The following is a 17,748-nucleotide window of genomic DNA, read 5'->3' as shown; positions in this document are numbered from 1 at the left end:
AGAAAGGGCGCGGCTCGTGCCGCGCCCTTGTTGTTTGGTAGGATCAGCCCTTCGGACGGGTCGTAGGGTGAATGCCGGCTTCCTGCGCCTCGATCCCTGCCCCGGCCTGGCCTTCCAGATCGTCGCCCACGTCCTCGTCGCGCAGCCTGTCGAGGTGCATCAGCTTTTTGACCAGTGGGCTCACGAGGATGACGAGGACGCCTATCCCGATGGCGTAGAGACCGACTGTCTCATAGACGCCCAGCACAACCTCGCGGCCCGCTTCCTCGCCCACGTTTTCGCCACCCGTTGCCGATGCGATCAGACCCGCGGCGAAGTTGCCGGTGGCAGATGCAAAGAACCAGGTTCCCATGATGAGCGAGGCCATATGAGCCGGGCTCAGGCGGTTCATCGCGCTCAGCCCTACGGGCGAAAGGCACAGTTCGCCGGTCGTATGCAGCAGGTAGATCAGGAAGATGAAGATGACCGGCGTGGCGTTCTCGACGCCGACCGCTTCGGCGCCCCAGACGAGAACAAGGAAGCCCAGGCCGACCTGAACCACGCCGAGGCCGAACTTCAATGGGGTCGACGGTTCCCAACCGCGGCGGCCCAACCAGGTCCAGATGATGGCGAACACTGGCGCGAGGAGCACGATATAGATCGCGTTGAGCGATTGAAACTGCGCGGCCGTCGGTTCCAGACCGAAGAAGCCACGATCGACATGGCGATCGGTGAAAAGGTTCAGCGACGATCCGGCCTGCTCGAACAGCGCCCAGAAAACGATCGAAACGAAGATCAGGAACAGCGCCGCAAAGATGCGATCGCGATCGTCGGACGAAAGCCGGGTCACTGCAATCCAGATCACATAGGCCACCAGACCCAACCCGAAGAAGGCCAGCACCCAGCCGACTAGCTCCTGGTACTGGATCGCGAGCCAGCACAGGGCGACCATGCCCAGACCCGCGATATAGGTCCAAGACTCGAGATTGAGGCCCGCTCGGCGCTCTTTCAGCTTGGCGGGCTCTTTCGGCTCACCACGTCCGAGCAAGAGCGGCTTGCCCCAGATGAACACGACCAGGCCAAGCAGCATGCCGACACCTGCTGCCCCGAAGCCGTAGGACCAACCGTAGTCAGGATGCATCCCCAGATACCCGCATATCAGCGAGCCGAGCGCGGCGCCCAGGTTAATCCCCATGTAGAAGATCGTATAGGCCGGGTCCCGGCGGATGTCGGTGCGCGGATAGAGCTGTCCGACCATGACCGAGATGTTGGCCTTAAGAAAGCCAGAGCCGACGATGATCAGCGCAAGTGCAAGCCAGAAGACATTAATGATAACGCTCGATTGCCCGCCCTCGCCCTCGAATGCCATGAAGAAGTGGCCCAGCGTCAGCAGAACGGCGCCGAAGAGGACGGCCTTGCGCTGCCCCAGATAACGGTCGGCCAGATAGCCGCCTACGACCGGCGCGATATAAACGAGCGCGGTGTAGGCCCCGTAGATGATTGACGCTTGGGAGTCCGAGAACACCCAATGCTGAACCAGATAGAAAATCAGCAGGGCGCGCATGCCGTAATAGGAGAAACGCTCCCACATCTCGGCGAAGAAAAGGACGAACAGCCCTTTCGGATGGCCGAGGATCGTGCCTGCAGAATCCCCGTGCGGCATGGATTGGGTGGCCATCGTAGAATGCGTCTCCCTTGTCGGATGAACCGTAGCCGAGCTCTGCGGCCCCTAGCCGGCGCACCCTAACGTGTGATTTTGTCATGTGAAGTATTAGTTGCAAGCGAAACCGGGATTTTACGCCACGGCAGCCTCGCGGCGGGAACCTTGCGCGCCGCGCTGTATTATGTCACTGATGCACCTTGAGCTGCGCCACTCCGCGCGAGGACCGACTACGAATGACCCAGCAGAGCCGCCCCGTCTATCTCAAGCTGCGCGATCAGATTGCCGCGGCGATCATCGAGGGCGTCTATGCCGAAGGGGAAATGCTGCCGTCGGTTCGCGCGTTCGCGGCGGAGCAGGGCGCCAATCCGCTGACCGTCGCCAAGGCCTACCAGCAGTTCCAGGCCGACGGCCTCGTCGAGGTGCAGCGCGGGGTCGGCATGTATGTCGTTCGCGGTGCGGCGGAAAAGCTGCGACGCAGCGAGCGCGAGCAGTTCCTCGCCCGGGAGTGGCCCGAACTCAAGGTGCGCATGAAGCGGCTCGGCATCGATCCCACGGAACTGCTTGCGCATAGCTGATGCGGCGCAGCACCGATGCATCGCACTGTTTCGCGTCGCGATTGCGCGAACGGCGCACATCTGGCATTGGAAATTTCCCAGGGTCGCACTAGGCTGCCGCAATGGCGGCGTTGCAAATCAGGGCCTTGCACGCCCTTAGGGTTAGCCGGGCCATGTGCCGGGAGGGTAGGAATGATACGATCCGAACTGCTGCAGGCTCTGGCCAAGGACAATCCCGAGTTACGTGCGGAGGAAGTCGAGCAGGTGGTCGACATCTTCTTCGAAGAAATCGCCGCGCGCCTGGCCGAGGGCGGACGGGTCGAGCTGCGTGGTTTCGGCGCCTTCTCCACCCGCGAGCGGCAGGCCCGGACCGGGCGCAACCCGCGCACCGGCGCCCCGGTCGACGTGCCCGCCAAGCGGGTTCCGTACTTCAAGCCCGGCAAGGAAATGCGCGAGCGTCTCAACACCGATTGACGCCCCGCGCGCCGGGGCCGATCTAACGAGCGGCGGCCGAAGGGCCGCGGTGCGCGGGCGTGGCGGAATGGTAGACGCCGGGGACTTAAAATCCCCTGAGCTTTGCTCGTGCGGGTTCGAGTCCCGCCGCCCGCACCAGATCATCCGCCGCCTCGCTCTGCGGCAGGCGCATACCACCATTTGGTGAGTTACGTTCTCCTCCTCGCCCGCGATGCTCGCCAGCACGCGCAGCAGGGGAGAGCCGCCGCATGACCGATGACCGCCTGAATGCCCTCGACGCCCGCTTGCGCGCGGTGGAAGACGAGCTTGCCATCCTTCGTCTGCTTGCGACCTACGGCCCGCTGGTTGACAGCGGCTGCGCGGAAGAGGCGGCGGAGCTGTGGACCGAGGACGGGATCTACGAACCCGGCGGCGTTGGCGCGATGGAGGGCCGGCCGGCGATCGCTTCGCTCTACCGCATGGACCGACACCGGGAGTTGGTCGCGCGCGGATCGATGCACCATACGGCCCTGCCGAAGGTCGTGCTGAACGGCGACCGCGCCGAGGCCGTCGGTTATTCGTTCGTGGCGGAGAACGCCGGAGCCGGCTTCTCGCTCTGGCGTGCCTCGATCAACCGCTGGCTGCTTTGCCGCACCGGCGAGGGTTGGCGCATCGTCGAGCGCCGCAACCGCGTGCTCGACGGGTCGGACGAGGCGCTGGCGCTGCTGCGAAGCGTCCGTTGAGGGCGATCGGGCCCCGGTGCTCTCTCCTTCGCTCGTTAGCCCCGTCTTTACCCTTAGGCAGGCGGTAACCATTTAACGATAAAGGCCTGTCAGTCGGCAGAGGCAGCGGTTCGCGTGGCCCCTGCTCTCGAAAGGCAACCATGGAACAGTCGGCAGGCGACACTGCGATGAACGATGGCCCGCTGGCCGAGGCGCGCGCCGCGCCGCGTTTCACGCTGCTCATCCGCTCTGCCAAGCTCATCGCGCCCCAGGGCCAGTTCCTGTGCGTGATCCGCGACGTTTCGGCGACCGGCATCAGCTTGCGCGGTTTCCACCCGCTTCCCGATGGAGACCCGCTGCTGCTCGAGCTCCAGACGGGCGACCGGCTCCCGATCGAGCGCGTGTGGAGCCGTGGGCTCGATTCAGGCTACCGCTTCGCGACTCCGGTCGAGGTCGGCGACGTGATCTCGGAAACCGGCGAATATCCCAAGCGCCCCTTGCGACTCGACCTCGACCTGCCGCTCGACCTCCAGTGGAGCGGCGAGCGGATCGAGGCCGATCTCGTCAATCTGTCTCAGCATGGCGCGCGAATCGAATGCGCGCAGTTTCTTGCGATCCGCCAGCCGCTGTGGCTGATGTCGGACCGGCTGCCCGAGATCGAGGCCAAGGTCCGCTGGCGCGACGGCAACCGCTACGGCCTGACGTTCGACACCACCTTCAATTTGCGCGAATTCGCGCTGCTCGCGGCGCGACTGCAATGCCCGCGCCTGCTGGTCGAGCAACCGCAAGGCTGAGCGCCTAGAACGTCGTCACTTCCACCTCGAGCTTGCGGAAGCCGTGGACGAAGTTCGCGCGCACCCGCTCGACATCGCCGGCGACATGCACCCGCAGCCGCCGCTTGTGCATCTCCTCCAGCAACACGCGCAGTTGCAGCTCGGCCAGGCGCGCGCCGACACAGCGGTGGATGCCATAGCCAAACGCGAGGTGCCGCCGCGCGTTCTCGCGCGTGATGTCGAGCTTGTCGGGATTTGCGAACACTTCCTCGTCGCGGTTGCCCGACAGGTACCACAGCACCAGCTTGTCGCCCGCCTTCACCTGCTCTCCGAACAGCTCGGTATCCTCGGTACAGGTGCGGCGCATGTGCGCCAGCGGCGTCTGATAGCGGATGCATTCCTGGACCGCGTTGGGGATCAGGTCGGGGTTCTCTTCGAACAGCTTTCGCTGGTCGGGAAACTTGTCGAAGCCATGGATGATCCCGCTCATCGTATTGCGGGTCGTGTCGTTGCCGCCGACGATCAGCAGCACCAGGTTGCCCATGAATTCCTGCGGGCTCATCTGATTCATCGCCGGCGAGTGGATCATCATGGAGATCAGGTCGGGCCCCGGCTCCTTGTTCGCGCGTTCGGCCCAGAGCTGCTGGAAATAGGCCGCCATCTCGCGCAGGATCTCGTGCCGCATCTCATCGAGATCGCGCACCATCGCGATCTCGGTGTCGCCCGCCCAGTCGGACCAGAAGGTCAGCAGACGGCGGTCCTCCCACGGAAAGCCGAACAGGATCGCGAGCATTCCGGTGGTCAGCTCGATCGAGACTTTGTCGACCCAGTCGAACACTTCGCCGCGCGGCAGCGAATCGAGCAGTTCGCCGGTGCGGTGGCGGATGTCGTCGTCCAGCCGCTTCATCTCGGCTGGAGTGAACGCCGGCGCGACGGTGCGGCGCTGGCCGGTATGCTTGGGCCGGTCCATCGCGATGAACATCGGCAGCTCGAACCGCTCGCGGCCCTGCTCTGCCAGTTGCTCCTCGTCGAGCTTGTTGAGAATGGTGATGCCGCCGTGTTCCCAACTGGAGGAGAACAGCTCGGGCAGTGCCTCGACGTGGCCGATTGCCTTGTGGCTGACGACGTTCCAGTATGGTCCGACCGGACTTTCGTCGACCCAGTGCAGCGGCCCCTTGGCGCGCATCTCGGCGAAGATCGGCTGCCACCGGTCCTCGTAGTAGATGTCGCTGCGGCTGACGTCGTAAGGGTGGGTATGAGTCCACTTCTCTTCAGGATGTTCGGCCAGGTGCGCGCGCAGCGCGTCGACCGCAACGGGCGAAGTGCGGTAGGTTGCAGGCGGTTGGGCGATCTGCGTTGCCATGGGCTCTCTCCTCCGCCCGCACGTCTTTTCGCAGCGCGTGGCGAGGGACCATCCTGCCCTTGCTTACCGCTATGTCAATAGTGCGTTGCGATTTGCGACTTATTGCCGCGGCAGGCCGTTTGGTCCGACCCACAAGGTGGGCGATAGCCGCCCGAACCTAACTAGCTGCAGGCTTGGCCCCGCGCTGCCAGAAACGCCGTTTGTTCGTCTGCGCCGGACCTGACTTCATCACCCGCTTGCGGAACAGCCGCGCGCCCAGACGTACGAACAATGCTACCGCTGCGATCTGCCAGACGATTGCGAGCGCATGGGGCCATAGTGCCGGCTCCTGCGCGGCGCGCGCAATCATCGCGTAGGGTGAACTGAGCGGGAAGGCGATCGCAAACAGCTCTACCGGCGATCCCGGGTCGGTCATCGCGTAGCTGGCGAGGAAGAAGACCAGGAGCTGGAGGATCGTTGCCGGCATCGACAGGGTCTGCACGTCGCGCACGGTCGGCGCCATCGAGCCGATCGCGAGGAAGATCGAGCCGATCAGCAGATAGGCCATCGCGAAGTAGACGAGGAACAGCACGGCGAAGGCCGGCCAGCCGATCGCCGGCGCGGGCATCTGCTCCAGCAGGTTGCCGGCGAGTGCGATCGTGCCGCCGACGCCGCCCCACACCGCGATGCCGACGAAGCTGAGCGCGAGCATCGCGAACAGCTTGCCGAAGAAGACCGCGTCCATCGGTACGGCGGCGGCGAGGATCTCGATGATCTTGTTGGCCTTCTCCTCGACGAGGTTGGACATGACCATGCCCGCCAGCAGCATCGAGAGAAGGAACAGCAGCGTCACCGCGGCCGTGGCGGTCGCGGCGTTGGCGCTGCGTTCCTGCGCCACGCTCGTCGCCGTCGGCATGAGCGAGACTTGCGGGTAGTCGGCTGCACCCGCCGACCCGGCTTCGGCGGCGACCAGTGCGACCGGCCCACGCCAGCGTTCGATGCGGTCCTGTGTTCCGCTCAGGCGCGGGGCAGCCAGCGTGCCGCTCAGGACCGCGCCAAAGTTCTGCTCGGTATCTCCGAGCAGTGCGCCGACGTCGTCTACCGTGCCGGGCTCGACCGTCTCGATATCGGGCAGGTCGACGAGATCGGCGAGGCGTGTGTGCGCTGAGGCAAAGGCGGCCGAGTCGGTGGGGGCCATTGCCACCGCCAGCCGCGGGTTGTCGGCGCTGCGGATTGCCTGCGAACTCAGCAGGCTGGCGACGCCGCCGATCCCGAGGAAGAACAGCGGGCCGAGCAGGAAAAACAGGAACGACTTGCTGAACAGGATCGCGGTGAAATCGCGTCGTGCGATCACGAACGCCGCGCGGGTCAGCGGGAGACGGGCCTTCGCCCGTGTATCGGCCGGGGTCATTGCACGGCCTCCGCCGGGCTTTGCTCGTCGAGCGCGCGCGCCGCGGCCTCGCCGGCGATGTCGACGAAGGCGTCGTGGAGCCCGGCGCGCTCGATCGAGAGCGAGAGGATGCCCGCCTCGCCTTCGATCAGCGCGCGCAGCAGCGGCTCGATGCCCGTTTCGGGAAGGGGGAAGTACCAATAGTCGCCCTCGCGCCGAGCATCGGCGGGGAGCGCGTGGCGCCAGCGACCCTCGTGGGCGCGGGTCTCCAGGCGAACCTGCGCCGGGATGCGGTCGCGCGCCGCGTCGACCGAACCGGCATAGGGGACCTTGCCTCCGGCGATGATCGCCACCTGCTCGCACAATCGCTCGGCATGGGCGATCACGTGGGTGGAGAAGATCACCGTCGTCCCATCGGCTGCGAGGTTGCGGATCAGCCCCTCGAGCTTGCCCTGATTGATCGCGTCGAGGCCGGAGAACGGCTCGTCGAGGACCACCAGCCGCGGGCGGTGGACCAGCGTTCCGAGGAGCTGGACGGTCTGCGCCATGCCCTTGGAAAGCTGGCGGATCTGCTTGTCGGCCGCATGGCCGAGGCCGTGGCCTTCGAGCAGCTCGCGTCCGCGGCGGCGCCCTTCGGCGAGCGGCACGCCGCGCAGCGCGCCCATGAAGGCGATCGCCTCGACCGCCTTCATCGCCGGATAGAGCCCGCGCTCTTCGGGCAGGTAGCCGATCAGCCGCGCGATGTCGTGCGGATCGTCGCGGCCGAGCACGCGGCGCACGCCCTCGTCGGGGTCGATGATTCCCAGCAGCATGCGCAGCGTGGTCGTCTTGCCCGCGCCGTTGGGGCCGAGAATGCCGTATATCGCGCCTTCGAGTACGGTCAGGTCGATCCCGTCGACCGCGGTGGTACCCTCGAATCGCTTGACCAGGCCGCGGGCCTCGATCGCCGGGGCCCGGCCGGCGCTTGCGGTATCGTTGCTCGCGGTGAGCGGATCGCCTAGCGCGGTGTCCATGTCCGGCAGGTAGCGTCCGGGCAGGCATAGGAGCAAGCCCAAGCGTGGCCGACGCGCGAGAAAACGACCCGTTGCGCGAGGATCTGATCGCCGAAGCCCGGCGGCTGGGGTTCGTTGCGGTCGGTATTGCGCCGGCCGCGGACGATCCACTGCGCGCGCAGCGGCTCTCCGAGTGGATCGCGGCCGGGCATCACGGCTCGATGGGCTGGATGGAGGACCGCGCGGAGGTGCGGCAGGGGCCGCAGTCGATGTGGCCCGAGGCGAAGAGCGTGATCGCGCTCGGCATGAGCTACGCACCGGAAGGCGACCCGCTGGCGCTGGCGGAGGCGCATGACCGCGCGCGGATCTCCGTCTATGCGCAGGGGCGCGACTATCACGACACCGTGAAGAAGGCGGCCAAGGCGCTCGCGCGCTGGCTGGTGGCGCGGGCGCCGAGGGCCGAACTCAAGGTCTTCGTCGATACCGCGCCAGTGATGGAAAAGCCGCTCGGACAGATGGCCGGGCTCGGCTGGCAGGGCAAGCATACCAATCTCGTCAGCCGCGGGCACGGCAACTGGCTGTTCCTCGCCGCGATCTACACCACCGTGGAACTAGCGCCCGACGCGCCGCACGCCGACCGCTGCGGATCGTGCAGCGCCTGCCAGGACGCCTGCCCGACCGACGCCTTTCCCGAACCCTACCGCCTCGATGCGCGCCGCTGCATTTCCTATCTCACGATCGAGCACAAGGGACCGATCCCGCACGAGTTCCGCAAGGGGATCGGCAACCGCATCTACGGCTGCGACGACTGCCTCGCGGTCTGTCCGTGGAACAAATTCGCCGATGCGGCTGCGCGTAACCGCGCGTTTCTGCCGCGCGCCGAATTGACCGCGCCTCGGCTTTCCGAGCTGCTCGCGCTCGACGATGCCGGGTTCCGCCAGTTCTTCTCGGGTTCCCCCATCAAGCGCATCGGACGCGACCGGTTCGTGCGGAACTGCCTGATCGCCGCGGGCAATAGCGGGGACGCGGGACTGATCGATCAGGTCGCGGGGCTGACCGGCGATCCCGATCCGGTGGTTTCGGAAGCCGCCGAATGGGCGCTTGCGGAACTCAGACCAGCGCCTTGAGCGAGATCTCCGGATCGGCCAGCGCCTCGCGCTCCGGCTTGGTGCCCGCCTCGACCAGCTTGCGGCCCTGCGCGTAGTCCTTGGTCGCGTTGACGCAGTCGAGCGCGATCACGCGGCCTTCCTTGAGATAGACGATCGAGAACTTGCGCTCTGCCGGGTCGCCGCGGAGCACCGTCTCGTCGTGATCGATCGAAAGGCCGACGGTCTGCAGGCGCAGGTCGTACTGGTTCGACCAGAACCAGGGGACGGCCTTGTAGGGTTGCGGATTGCCGCAGATCGACTTCGCCGCGGTGGTCGCCATATCGTTGGCGTTCTGGACCGATTCGAGCCGGATCACCGCACCGTCGGCATAAGGGTTGGCGTGTGCGGCGCAGTCGCCGATGGCGTAAATGTCGTCGAGCGAGGTGCGGCAAAACTCGTCCACGTCCACACCGTTGGCGCCCGCCGCGCCCGCGGCGATCAGCGGCCCGACCGACGGCACGATCCCAATGCCGACCACGACCAGATCGGCAGGAATGACCTCGCCGCTCCCGAGCCCCACTCCGGTCACGCGTTCGCCGTCGCCCTCGATCCGGTCGACCGCCGCCTCCAGGCGGATATCCACGCCGTGCGCGCGGTGTTCGCCTTCGTAGAAGCGCGAGAGCTCCTCGCCGGCCACGCGCGCAAGCACGCGCGGCAGCGCTTCGACCAATGTCACCTCACAGCCGAGCTTGCGCAGCACTGCCGCCGCCTCGAGTCCGATATAGCCGCCGCCGACCACCACCGCGCGGCGCGCCCCGCCGTCGAGCTCCGCCACCATCCGGTCGACGTCGGCGCGGGTGCGCACCGAATGGACGCCGGCGAGGTCCGCACCCGGGCAGGAGAGCCGCCGCGGATCGCCGCCGGCGGCCCAGATGAGCTGGCCGTAGCCGACCCGGCTTTCGTCGGAGAGGACGATCTCGTGCGCCGCCGCATCGACCGCGACCACCGCGGTGCGCAGCCGCAGCGCGATGTCCTTGTCGGCCCAGAATTGCGGCGGGCGGATGCAGATCCGCTCGAACGGCTTCTCGCCGGCGAGATATTCCTTCGAGAGCGGCGGACGCTCGTACGGCGGCTCGCTGTCGCGCCCGATCATTGCGATCGAGCCGGCGAATCCGTTCTGGCGCAGGGCGATGGCGGCCTGTGCGCCGCCATGCCCCGTGCCGACGATCACGATGTCAGCGCGTTCCATGCCGGGCGGGATTTGGGCAAATACGCCGCCGGGTCAACCCTCGCCTGGGGGTATGCGGGGGAGGATTCCGTCTATCGCCCGAGCAGATTGCGCGCCTGGCTCGCGATCTGCGCCAGCATCGCGGGGGAGACCTCGCCCAGCGCTTGAGCCCGCCCGATCATGGCCCGGAACTGCCGGATCGCCGCAGAGTGCTCGTCCGCCCAGTTGGCGACCGCGCCGAGCGGATCGGTCTTGATCCCTTTGCGCCGCGAAAGCCGGCGCAGGAAGTCGAGCCGCATCTGCTGGAAATCGCGCGACAGGCCCGCCACGAGCAGCCGTTCCCAGACGTCCGACGGGTTCATGAGGGCCGAAGTGCTCTGCGCCCAGTCGAGACCGATGCGCTCGCCCAGATCGGTGAACGCCGCGGTCAGCGCCCGCGCGTCGATCTCGGCGGCCCGGGACAGCGATGCGAGACCGATCGCACCGTCGAGATCGTAGAGATGCGTGACTTGCGCGGCGAGTCCTTCCGGCGCGCCCATTTCGACGAATTCGGCCTTGAGTTTGTCCGATTGTCTGCGCGAGGCCTCGGTCAGCAATTCGTCGGTGCCGGTGGAAAGCTGCGCGACGCGTTTCTGCAGGCTTTCGATCAGTTCGCTCGGCAGCGACGTGCTGGCGCCGACCCGGATGAGATCGGCCATCTGGCTACGCAACGCGCCTGCCGTGTGGCGGAACAGGTAGAGCCGCGCGTCCTCGGGCATGCTGGCCGTTTCCAGCTCGCCCCACAACGCGCCGACGTTGAACAGCTTGGCGGCCGCGACGAAGGATGCGGCGACATCGCCAAGGCCGACGCCTTCTTCCTCCGCCAGTTCGAAGGGATGAACGAGCCCCATCCGGTTGACGAACAGGTTGGCGAGCGAAGTGGCGATGATCTCGCGGCGTAACTGGTGTCCCTCAATTTGGCGCTTGTAGGTCTTGCGCATGGCCGATGGGAAATAGTCGAACAGCAGATCGGTGAGACTGGGGTCGTCGGGCAGGGACGTCTGCTCGATCGCATCCTGCAGGACCAGCTTCGTGGAAGACAGAAGCACGGCGAGTTCCGGCCGTGTCAGACCGATGCCTTCGCTGGCGCGCCGGGCCAGGCTTTCGTTCGGGGCCAGACCTTCGGTCTGCCGGTCGAGTGCGCCCCGGCCTACCAGGCCCTCGATCAACTGCAACTGGGTGGCGACAGCGGGCGCCCCGCCGGCTTCGGCAATCGACAGCGCCAGCGCCTGAAGCCGATTGCTCTCCAGCACCAGATTGGCGACTTCGTCGGTCATCGATTCGAGCAGAGCATTGCGCTTTTTCGTCGACAATTTGCCCGTTCGCACCGCTGCAGCGAGCGCGATCTTGATGTTGACCTCGTTGTCCGAGCAATTCACGCCTGCGGCGTTATCGATGAAGTCCGTATTGATCCGGCCGCCGCCCAGCGCGAATTCGATCCGCCCGGCCTGCGTCGTGCCGAGGTTGGCACCCTCGCCGATGACCTTGGCGCGCATTTCGGCGGCGTTAACGCGCAATCCGTCGTTGGAGGGGTCGCCCACCTGAACGTTGTTCTCGAGGCTGCTCTTTACGTAAGTGCCGATGCCGCCGAACCATATGAGGTCGACCTCGGCCCTGAGGATCGCCGAGATTAACGCCTCCGGCTCGAGCTCCTTCTCCTCGACCTCGAGCAGCTTGCGCATCGCTGCCGAGAGCGGGATGCGCTTCATCGAGCGCGAGAAGACACCCCCGCCCTTCGAGATCAGCCCCTTGTCGTAATCCTCCCAGCTCGACGTCGGCAGATCGAACAGGCGCTTGCGCTCCTTCCAGCTCGCCGCCGGGTCGGGGTTCGGGTCGATGAAGATGTGGCGGTGGTCGAACGCGGCCACGAGTTTGATCGCCTTGGACAGCAGCATGCCGTTGCCGAACACGTCGCCCGACATGTCGCCGCAGCCTGCGACCCGCACGGGTTCGCTCTGCACGTCGACGCCCATTTCGCGGAAGTGCCGCTGGACCGACACCCAGGCGCCGCGCGCGGTGATGCCCATCGCCTTATGGTCGTACCCGTTCGAACCGCCGCTGGCGAAAGCGTCACCGAGCCAGAAGTCCCGCTTCTGGGCGATCGCATTTGCGATGTCGGAGAAGCGCGCCGTGCCCTTGTCTGCGGCAACCACGAAATAGGGATCGTCACCGTCGCGGACGACGACCGCTTCAGGATGGACCACCTTGCCGTCCACGATGTTGTCGGTCACCGACAGCAGCGTGCGAATGAAGATCTCGTAGCTCGCCTGGCCTTCCGCGGCCCATGCGGCGCGGTCCTTGTCCGGTGCGGGCAATTGCTTGGGATAGAACCCGCCCTTGGCGCCGGTCGGCACGATCACCGCGTTCTTGACGCGCTGCGCCTTCATCAGGCCGAGAATTTCGGTGCGGAAGTCGTCGCGCCGGTCCGACCAGCGGAGGCCGCCTCGTGCGACAGGCCCCGCGCGCAAGTGAATGCCTTCCACCCGCCGCGAGTAGACGAAGATCTCGCGCCACGGAATCGGCTTGGGCAGGGCCGGGACGAGCGCCGAATCGATCTTGAATGCCAACGCTTCTTCGCTCGCCGGGGCGAAGGCATTGGTGCGCAGGATCGCGCGCACGAGCGCGTCGTAAAGCCGCAGCAGGCGGTCGTCGTTGATCGCGACGACTTTCGCGAGGCCCTGCTTGATCGCGCTTTCCGCCTCTTTCTCGGCAACCTCGCGATCGCCGGCGAACGCGGGCTCGTGCCGCGCGGCGAAGAGCCGGGCGATTGCGCGGGTGACCGTGGGCGCCCGATCGAGTGCGTCGACCACGGTGTAGATCGTGAAGCTGACACCGGCTTGCCGCAGATAGCGGTAGAACGCGCGCAGCCAGTTCGCTTCGCCGGCACTGAGGCCGACACCGATCACGAGGCGGTTGAACGGGTCGTCTTCGGCCCGGCCATTGAGGACGGCGGCGATCGCTTCCTCGATCGCATCGGCGCGCTCGAGCAGCGGAGCGGCGGTTTCGCCTTCGGTCAGGGCCAGGGTAAAATCGTGGATCGTGCCGAGCCGCCCTTCGTCGAGCGGGGTAGGAATCTCCGCGAGCACCTGGAAGCCGAAGTTCTCCAGCGCCGGGACCGCGCTGGACAGCGGCAGCGCGCCTTCGTGCTCATAGATCTTGAGGCGCAGGTGCCCCTCGGGATCGCCTCCGAGCCGGTAGAGGCGCGCATCGCGCTGCGCGCTCTCGCCGCTCGCAGCGCCTGCTTCGGGCACCGAAAGGTGGCGCATGCGCGCAATGTCGCGCGCGGCCTCGGCCGGACCATAGTCGGTTCGGTATGCGGCGGGGAAAGCCTCGGCGAAACGCGTGGCGATGGCCGCGGCGCGGCCCGCATCCATCTGATGGGCGAGCTCGCTCTCAACCGCTTCGGCCCAGCCGCGCAGCATCGTCTGGAGTTGCCCTTCGAGCTCCAGTTCGGGTGTCGCGACTTCTCCGCCGCGCAAGTCGAGCACGAAGCGCAGCATGGCGAGGTTGCCGCCTTCGACCTGCAGGCTCCAGTCGAGCAGGGTTGCACCGGCGCCTTCCTCGAGCAGTTCCTGGATGCGATGCCGCACCTGGGTCGCGAGCATGTCGCGCGGCATCCACACGAAGGCGAAGAGATGCCGCGCCAGCGGCGCTTCGACCAGGGCGAGGCGCGGGCGCGGGCGATCGACCAGGCTCATCATCGCGGTGGTGACGCGTTCGATATCCTCGTCCCGGAAACCGATCACGAGATCGTGGGGGAGTGCCGTCAGCGCGTGCACCAGCGCCTTGCCGGCGTGGCCGCCCGCGTCGAAGTCGAACTTCTCCATCAGGCGGGTCAGCCGCTCGCGCAGGCGCGGCACCTGCATCGGCGGAGCAGCGAGCGCGGCGCTGGTCCAGACGCCCGCGTGAATCGAAAGCGCGACGATATCGCCGCCCTCGCGCACCGGCACGATGAACAGGTCCAGCGGCACGCGGCGATGGACGTTGGAAACCCGGTTGGCCTTGATGATGAGCAGCTCGCGCCCGTCTTCGGCCGCGCCGAACCAGTCGAACGCGCGTTCGTAGGATGCGTCGGCGAGAATCTGCTTGGCGCTCTTGCGGCAGACGCCGAGCAGGTCGGAATGGCTGCCGTCGCGGTAACGGATGATATGGCCGAGCTGGGTCAGCATGCCGCTTTCGAGCCAGCGCAGCAGGTCGGCGCCTTCGGCGTCCTCGATCCGGGCGGCGTCGTCGCGCATGGCTTCGCGCATCTTCGGCCAGTCGGCCACGGCGGCGCGGACGTCGGTCAGCGTCCCGCGCAGTGCACGCTCCAGCTCGCGGCGCTGGCGCGCATCGATGCGGACCGTTTCGACGTAGATCATAGACTCGCGGCGGGTGTCGTCCCCCCGTTCGCCGGCGATCGCCTTCAGCGCTCCTTCGGCATCGCGGCGGACGTGGACCACCGGGTGCACCAGCCGGTCGATCGCGAGGCCCTGCGCCGCGATCGTCGCGGCGACCGAGTCGACCAGAAACGGCATGTCGTCGTTGATCAAGGCGATGCGCATGAAGCGCCGCCCGTCGGTGGCCGAGGCGAGCGAGATCGCCACCTCTCCCGGGGCGCGCCGGCTCGCCGTGTCGAGCATGAACGCGGCGGCCTCGCGCACCTTGTCGGTCGCGAACGGCGTGTCGCCGGGCAACAGCGACTCGCAGATGCGTGTGGTCAGCCCCTCGATTAGGGAAGAACTGTTGGCCAGCCGGCGGCGGGATTTGTCGGAAGAGGCGGCTGCGTTGGAACCCATCGAAATCGCTCCATCGGGCATCGGAGCCCGGCCACTGCATGCCGCAACGTGCGGCAATAATGTTGCGCGCCTACGCCCAAATCGTTCGCGCCGCAAGCCGCTCGCCTGCACCCTTACCACAAGGTGCGCGCTCTCCCCTTAACGCATGAGATCGCCGAGAAGTTCGAGCGATCTTATGCGCGCTGCGGGATCGTAGGTGGCGCCCGACATCATGATCTCGTCCGCGCCGGTGCGGGCCACGAATGCCTCGATCCTGGCTCCGACCTGCTCGGGCGTGCCGATGGCGGAAGCTTCTCCGATATGATCGAGGATCGCGCGCGCCTGCGACGGCAGGCTGTCGCGGTATCCGGGCACCGGCGGTGGAAGGCGGCCTGGGTTGCCCGTGCGCAGGCGTACGAAGCTCTGCGCTTGCGACGATGCGATTAGCTCGGCCTCTTCCTCGGTCTCGGCGACGAACACCGTCATCGCGGCCATGACGCGGGGCCTGTCGAGCGCCTCGGACGGGCGGAAATCGCGGCGGTAGAGCTCCAGCGCTGCATCCAGATGAGTCGGCGCGAAGTGGCTTGCGAAGGCGTAGGGCAGGCCCAGCCGCGCGGCGAGCTGTGCGCCGAACAAGCTGGATCCCAGCATCCACAGATCGACCTCCGCGCCGAAGCCGGGCGTCGCCTTGATCGGCACTTCGGGATCGCCGGTCAGCAGCGCGCGCAGCTCGACGACGTCCTGCGGGAAAAGCTCGGCCGCGCGGTGCAGGTCCTTGCGCAGCGCGCGCTGCAGTTCCGGCCCGGCGCCGGGCGCGCGGCCAAGCCCGAGATCGACCCGCCCGGGAAACAGGGCGGCAAGCGTGCCGAACTGCTCGGCGATCACGAACGGGTTGTGGTTGGGCAGCATGATGCCGCCCGCGCCGATGCGAATGGTGGACGTCGCATGTCCGACATGAGCGATTACGACCGAGGTCGCGCCGCCGGCGATACCCTCCATCGCGTGATGTTCGGCAATCCAGAAGCGCTTGCATCCGGCCACCTCGGCCGCGCGGGCGAGATCGGCGGTGGCGGCGTAGGCCTCCTCCAGCGTGCCGCCTTCGCGCACCGGGACGAGATCGAGAACGGCAAAATCGGTCATGGCGTGTCCAACTGGTCGAGATAGGCTTGCGCGGTCGCGGCGGCTTCGCTGCCGGGTTCGGCGTCGATCACGGAGCGCCAGCTCTTGCGCGCGGCATCGTCGCGGCCGGCCATGGCAGCGATGACGCCGGCTTCGAGCCCGATAGCTGAGTCCAGCGGTGCGAGTATGGCCGCCCGCTCGATCCTCGCTTGCGCCTCCTCCAGCTTGCCGAGCCTGCGCGAGAGGGTCGCCGACAGCAGCCAGGCCTGGGCATTGTCGGGCAGCGCCGTGCGCGCCGTGTCCAGCGCGGCTCCGGCTTCGTCGAGGCGATCGAGCGCGACGAGCGCTATGGCGCGATCGATCGCGATCTGGCCGCGGATAGCATCCTGTCCGGCAGTCGCCTCGCCCGCTGCGGCCTGGGTGTCGGTTCGCGCCGCGTCGAGCAGGGCAAGCGCGCCCGCGGGATCGCCTTGGGTCAGCAGAGCGCCGCCTGCGAGCCCGCCGCGCAGGGCGCGCGCACGGTGGTCTGCGGCCGGCGTGGAATCGCGCGCCAGCAGGAAGGTTTCCGCCGCTTCGCTCTGCTGGCCAAGCTGGGCCTGCGCCACGCCGAGGCACTGCGCTGCATCGCCGCGCTCCTCGCCGCTTGCCGCAGCGAGCCAGGCTTCGGCCTCGCTGGCCGCACCGCCGGGATCTTGCCGCGTGCGCGCCAGACACTGGGCAAGCCGACTCTTCGTCGCCGGCAGAACCTCGACATAGGCGTTCTGCCGCGCGCGAGTGCGCTCGCGCTGTTCGTGGAGCTCCTCGGGAATCGGTGAGATCGGCTCGGTGGTCGGCATGGGACCGACTTGCAGCAGGAGAACGATGAGGGGGGTCATGAGGCGCGGAATCCGATCATTCGGTAGGGAACGAGGCGATCGTTTGCAGCAGCAGCGCGATGTCCTGCTCGCGCGACAGGCGGTGGTCGCCGTCCTTTATCAGCACCACCTGTACATCGTCCGAACGCAGGGCCTCGGCGGTGCGCAGGCTCACATCCCACGGCACGTCGGGGTCGCGCTGGCCATGGAGCAGGCGCACCGGGCAATCGATCGCGATCGCATGATCGAGCACACGCAGCGTCTCGGCATCCTGCCAGAACGTGCCATGCGTTGGGGTCGGTTCGGGACCGTAGGGGTTCTCTTCGCGAATCGTGCGTCCTTCGTGGAGCTCCCCCTTCTGCGCGTCATCGAAACCCCAGTCGGAGAAGTCCGGCGCGGCCGCGATACCGACAACCCCCGCAAGCCGTTCGCCCAGCGCTTCGCCAACCAGCAGCATCAGCCATCCGCCCATCGACGAACCGGCGAGGATCACCCGGCCTGAAATCTTCGCCTCGATCAAGGCCAGCACTTCCTCCCGCCAGCGCGAAAGCGTGCCGTCGGCGAAGTCGCCGTCGCTCTCCCCGCAGCCCGAATAGTCGAGCAGCAGGCATGCGCGACCGGTACGCCGGGCCCAATCGAATACCGCCGTCGCCTTCCCGCCCGCCATGTCGGACATATAGCCGGGCAGAAACACGATCGCGGGGCCCGCGCCGCCCTGCAGGCGAAACGCGATGCGGCGCCCGTCGGGCATGGTGTGATGCTGGATGTCGCTCATTCCCGAAGCCATGCCCCCTA

The 17,748-nt window shown here is 67.1% G+C and carries 14 protein-coding genes and 1 tRNA gene; 6 read left to right on the top strand and 9 right to left on the bottom strand.

The annotated features are described in order from the left end of the window. Positions 1–43: 43 nt before the first annotated feature. Positions 44–1,657 carry a peptide MFS transporter gene (locus tag D2V04_RS16645; RefSeq protein ID WP_119514810.1) on the bottom strand — a complete coding sequence of 538 codons (1,614 nt, stop codon included), beginning with the start codon at positions 1,655–1,657 and terminating at the stop codon, positions 44–46. A 218-nt stretch (positions 1,658–1,875) separates the two neighbouring features. Here D2V04_RS16645 and D2V04_RS16640 point away from each other — a divergent pair, with 218 nt between their 5' ends. From D2V04_RS16640 to D2V04_RS16620, 5 genes are all read left to right on the top strand, one after another. Beyond that, complete coding sequence (locus tag D2V04_RS16640) at positions 1,876–2,217, top strand: GntR family transcriptional regulator (protein WP_119514809.1); 342 nt, start codon at positions 1,876–1,878, stop codon at positions 2,215–2,217. A gap of 171 nt (positions 2,218–2,388) precedes the next feature. Continuing rightward, positions 2,389–2,670 carry an integration host factor subunit beta gene (locus D2V04_RS16635; RefSeq protein WP_119514808.1) on the top strand — a complete coding sequence of 94 codons (282 nt, stop codon included), beginning with the start codon at positions 2,389–2,391 and terminating at the stop codon, positions 2,668–2,670. Positions 2,671–2,723: 53 nt separating this feature from the next. Continuing rightward, positions 2,724–2,808: transfer RNA gene (locus D2V04_RS16630), tRNA-Leu, on the top strand. Between the two features lie 110 nt (positions 2,809–2,918). Beyond that, on the top strand, positions 2,919–3,392 hold the full coding sequence (locus D2V04_RS16625) for a nuclear transport factor 2 family protein (RefSeq protein WP_119514807.1): 474 nt from the start codon (positions 2,919–2,921) through the stop codon (positions 3,390–3,392). Positions 3,393–3,532: 140 nt separating this feature from the next. Then, entirely contained in the window at positions 3,533–4,165 is a 633-nt protein-coding gene (locus tag D2V04_RS16620; protein ID WP_119514806.1) for a PilZ domain-containing protein, read from the top strand. A gap of 4 nt (positions 4,166–4,169) precedes the next feature. Here the strand turns inward: D2V04_RS16620 and D2V04_RS16615 are convergent, their stop codons facing one another. The 3 genes from D2V04_RS16615 to D2V04_RS16605 form a co-directional block, all read right to left on the bottom strand. Then, on the bottom strand, positions 4,170–5,507 hold the full coding sequence (locus D2V04_RS16615; protein ID WP_119514805.1) for a cytochrome P450: 1,338 nt from the start codon (positions 5,505–5,507) through the stop codon (positions 4,170–4,172). 157 nt (positions 5,508–5,664) lie between these two features. After that, positions 5,665–6,897: an ABC transporter permease gene (locus tag D2V04_RS16610; protein WP_119514804.1), complete on the bottom strand. Its 1,233-nt coding sequence runs from the start codon at positions 6,895–6,897 to the stop codon at positions 5,665–5,667. After that, entirely contained in the window at positions 6,894–7,889 is a 996-nt protein-coding gene (locus D2V04_RS16605; RefSeq protein WP_119514803.1) for an ABC transporter ATP-binding protein, read from the bottom strand. The genes D2V04_RS16610 and D2V04_RS16605 overlap by 4 nt, the downstream gene beginning before the upstream one ends. A 44-nt stretch (positions 7,890–7,933) precedes the next feature. On the opposite strand from D2V04_RS16605, the gene queG reads away from it, so the two are divergent. Further along, positions 7,934–8,995, top strand: a complete 1,062-nt coding sequence (queG, locus tag D2V04_RS16600) for a tRNA epoxyqueuosine(34) reductase QueG (protein WP_119514802.1) — start codon at positions 7,934–7,936, stop codon at positions 8,993–8,995. Here the strand turns inward: queG and D2V04_RS16595 are convergent. The 5 genes from D2V04_RS16595 to D2V04_RS16575 form a co-directional block, all read right to left on the bottom strand. After that, on the bottom strand, positions 8,979–10,205 hold the full coding sequence (locus tag D2V04_RS16595; RefSeq protein ID WP_119514801.1) for an NAD(P)/FAD-dependent oxidoreductase: 1,227 nt from the start codon (positions 10,203–10,205) through the stop codon (positions 8,979–8,981). The two genes, queG and D2V04_RS16595, sit on opposite strands and share 17 nt — an antisense overlap. 71 nt (positions 10,206–10,276) lie before the next feature. After that, positions 10,277–15,001: an NAD-glutamate dehydrogenase gene (locus D2V04_RS16590; protein WP_119514800.1), complete on the bottom strand. Its 4,725-nt coding sequence runs from the start codon at positions 14,999–15,001 to the stop codon at positions 10,277–10,279. A 138-nt stretch (positions 15,002–15,139) separates the two neighbouring features. Continuing rightward, the gene (locus D2V04_RS16585; protein ID WP_119514799.1) at positions 15,140–16,120 is read right to left on the bottom strand and encodes an LLM class flavin-dependent oxidoreductase; all 981 of its coding nucleotides are present in this window, start codon (positions 16,118–16,120) and stop codon (positions 15,140–15,142) included. After that, the gene (locus D2V04_RS16580; protein ID WP_119514798.1) at positions 16,117–16,974 is read right to left on the bottom strand and encodes a tetratricopeptide repeat protein; all 858 of its coding nucleotides are present in this window, start codon (positions 16,972–16,974) and stop codon (positions 16,117–16,119) included. The genes D2V04_RS16585 and D2V04_RS16580 overlap by 4 nt, the downstream gene beginning before the upstream one ends. Positions 16,975–16,990: 16 nt before the next feature. Then, on the bottom strand, positions 16,991–17,728 hold the full coding sequence (locus tag D2V04_RS16575; RefSeq protein WP_119514797.1) for an alpha/beta hydrolase: 738 nt from the start codon (positions 17,726–17,728) through the stop codon (positions 16,991–16,993). Positions 17,729–17,748 lie beyond the last annotated feature (20 nt).

This window comes from Pelagerythrobacter aerophilus (assembly GCF_003581645.1).
Classification (GTDB): Bacteria; Pseudomonadota; Alphaproteobacteria; order Sphingomonadales; family Sphingomonadaceae; genus Pelagerythrobacter; species Pelagerythrobacter aerophilus.
Note: the sequence above shows the minus strand (reverse complement) of the source record. Positions and strands in the feature narration are given on the sequence as shown.

Bases quoted from the DNA above. Each gene is read 5' to 3' on its own strand.
- D2V04_RS16645 (WP_119514810.1), bottom strand. From the start codon at position 1,657: ATGGCCACCCAATCCATGCCGCACGGGGATTCTGCAGGCACGATCCTC.
- D2V04_RS16640 (WP_119514809.1), top strand. From the start codon at position 1,876: ATGACCCAGCAGAGCCGCCCCGTCTATCTCAAGCTGCGCGATCAGATT.
- D2V04_RS16635 (WP_119514808.1), top strand. From the start codon at position 2,389: ATGATACGATCCGAACTGCTGCAGGCTCTGGCCAAGGACAATCCCGAG.
- D2V04_RS16625 (WP_119514807.1), top strand. From the start codon at position 2,919: ATGACCGATGACCGCCTGAATGCCCTCGACGCCCGCTTGCGCGCGGTG.
- D2V04_RS16620 (WP_119514806.1), top strand. From the start codon at position 3,533: ATGGAACAGTCGGCAGGCGACACTGCGATGAACGATGGCCCGCTGGCC.
- D2V04_RS16615 (WP_119514805.1), bottom strand. From the start codon at position 5,507: ATGGCAACGCAGATCGCCCAACCGCCTGCAACCTACCGCACTTCGCCC.
- D2V04_RS16610 (WP_119514804.1), bottom strand. From the start codon at position 6,897: ATGACCCCGGCCGATACACGGGCGAAGGCCCGTCTCCCGCTGACCCGC.
- D2V04_RS16605 (WP_119514803.1), bottom strand. From the start codon at position 7,889: ATGGACACCGCGCTAGGCGATCCGCTCACCGCGAGCAACGATACCGCA.
- D2V04_RS16595 (WP_119514801.1), bottom strand. From the start codon at position 10,205: ATGGAACGCGCTGACATCGTGATCGTCGGCACGGGGCATGGCGGCGCA.
- D2V04_RS16590 (WP_119514800.1), bottom strand. From the start codon at position 15,001: ATGGGTTCCAACGCAGCCGCCTCTTCCGACAAATCCCGCCGCCGGCTG.
- D2V04_RS16585 (WP_119514799.1), bottom strand. From the start codon at position 16,120: ATGACCGATTTTGCCGTTCTCGATCTCGTCCCGGTGCGCGAAGGCGGC.
- D2V04_RS16580 (WP_119514798.1), bottom strand. From the start codon at position 16,974: ATGACCCCCCTCATCGTTCTCCTGCTGCAAGTCGGTCCCATGCCGACC.
- D2V04_RS16575 (WP_119514797.1), bottom strand. From the start codon at position 17,728: ATGAGCGACATCCAGCATCACACCATGCCCGACGGGCGCCGCATCGCG.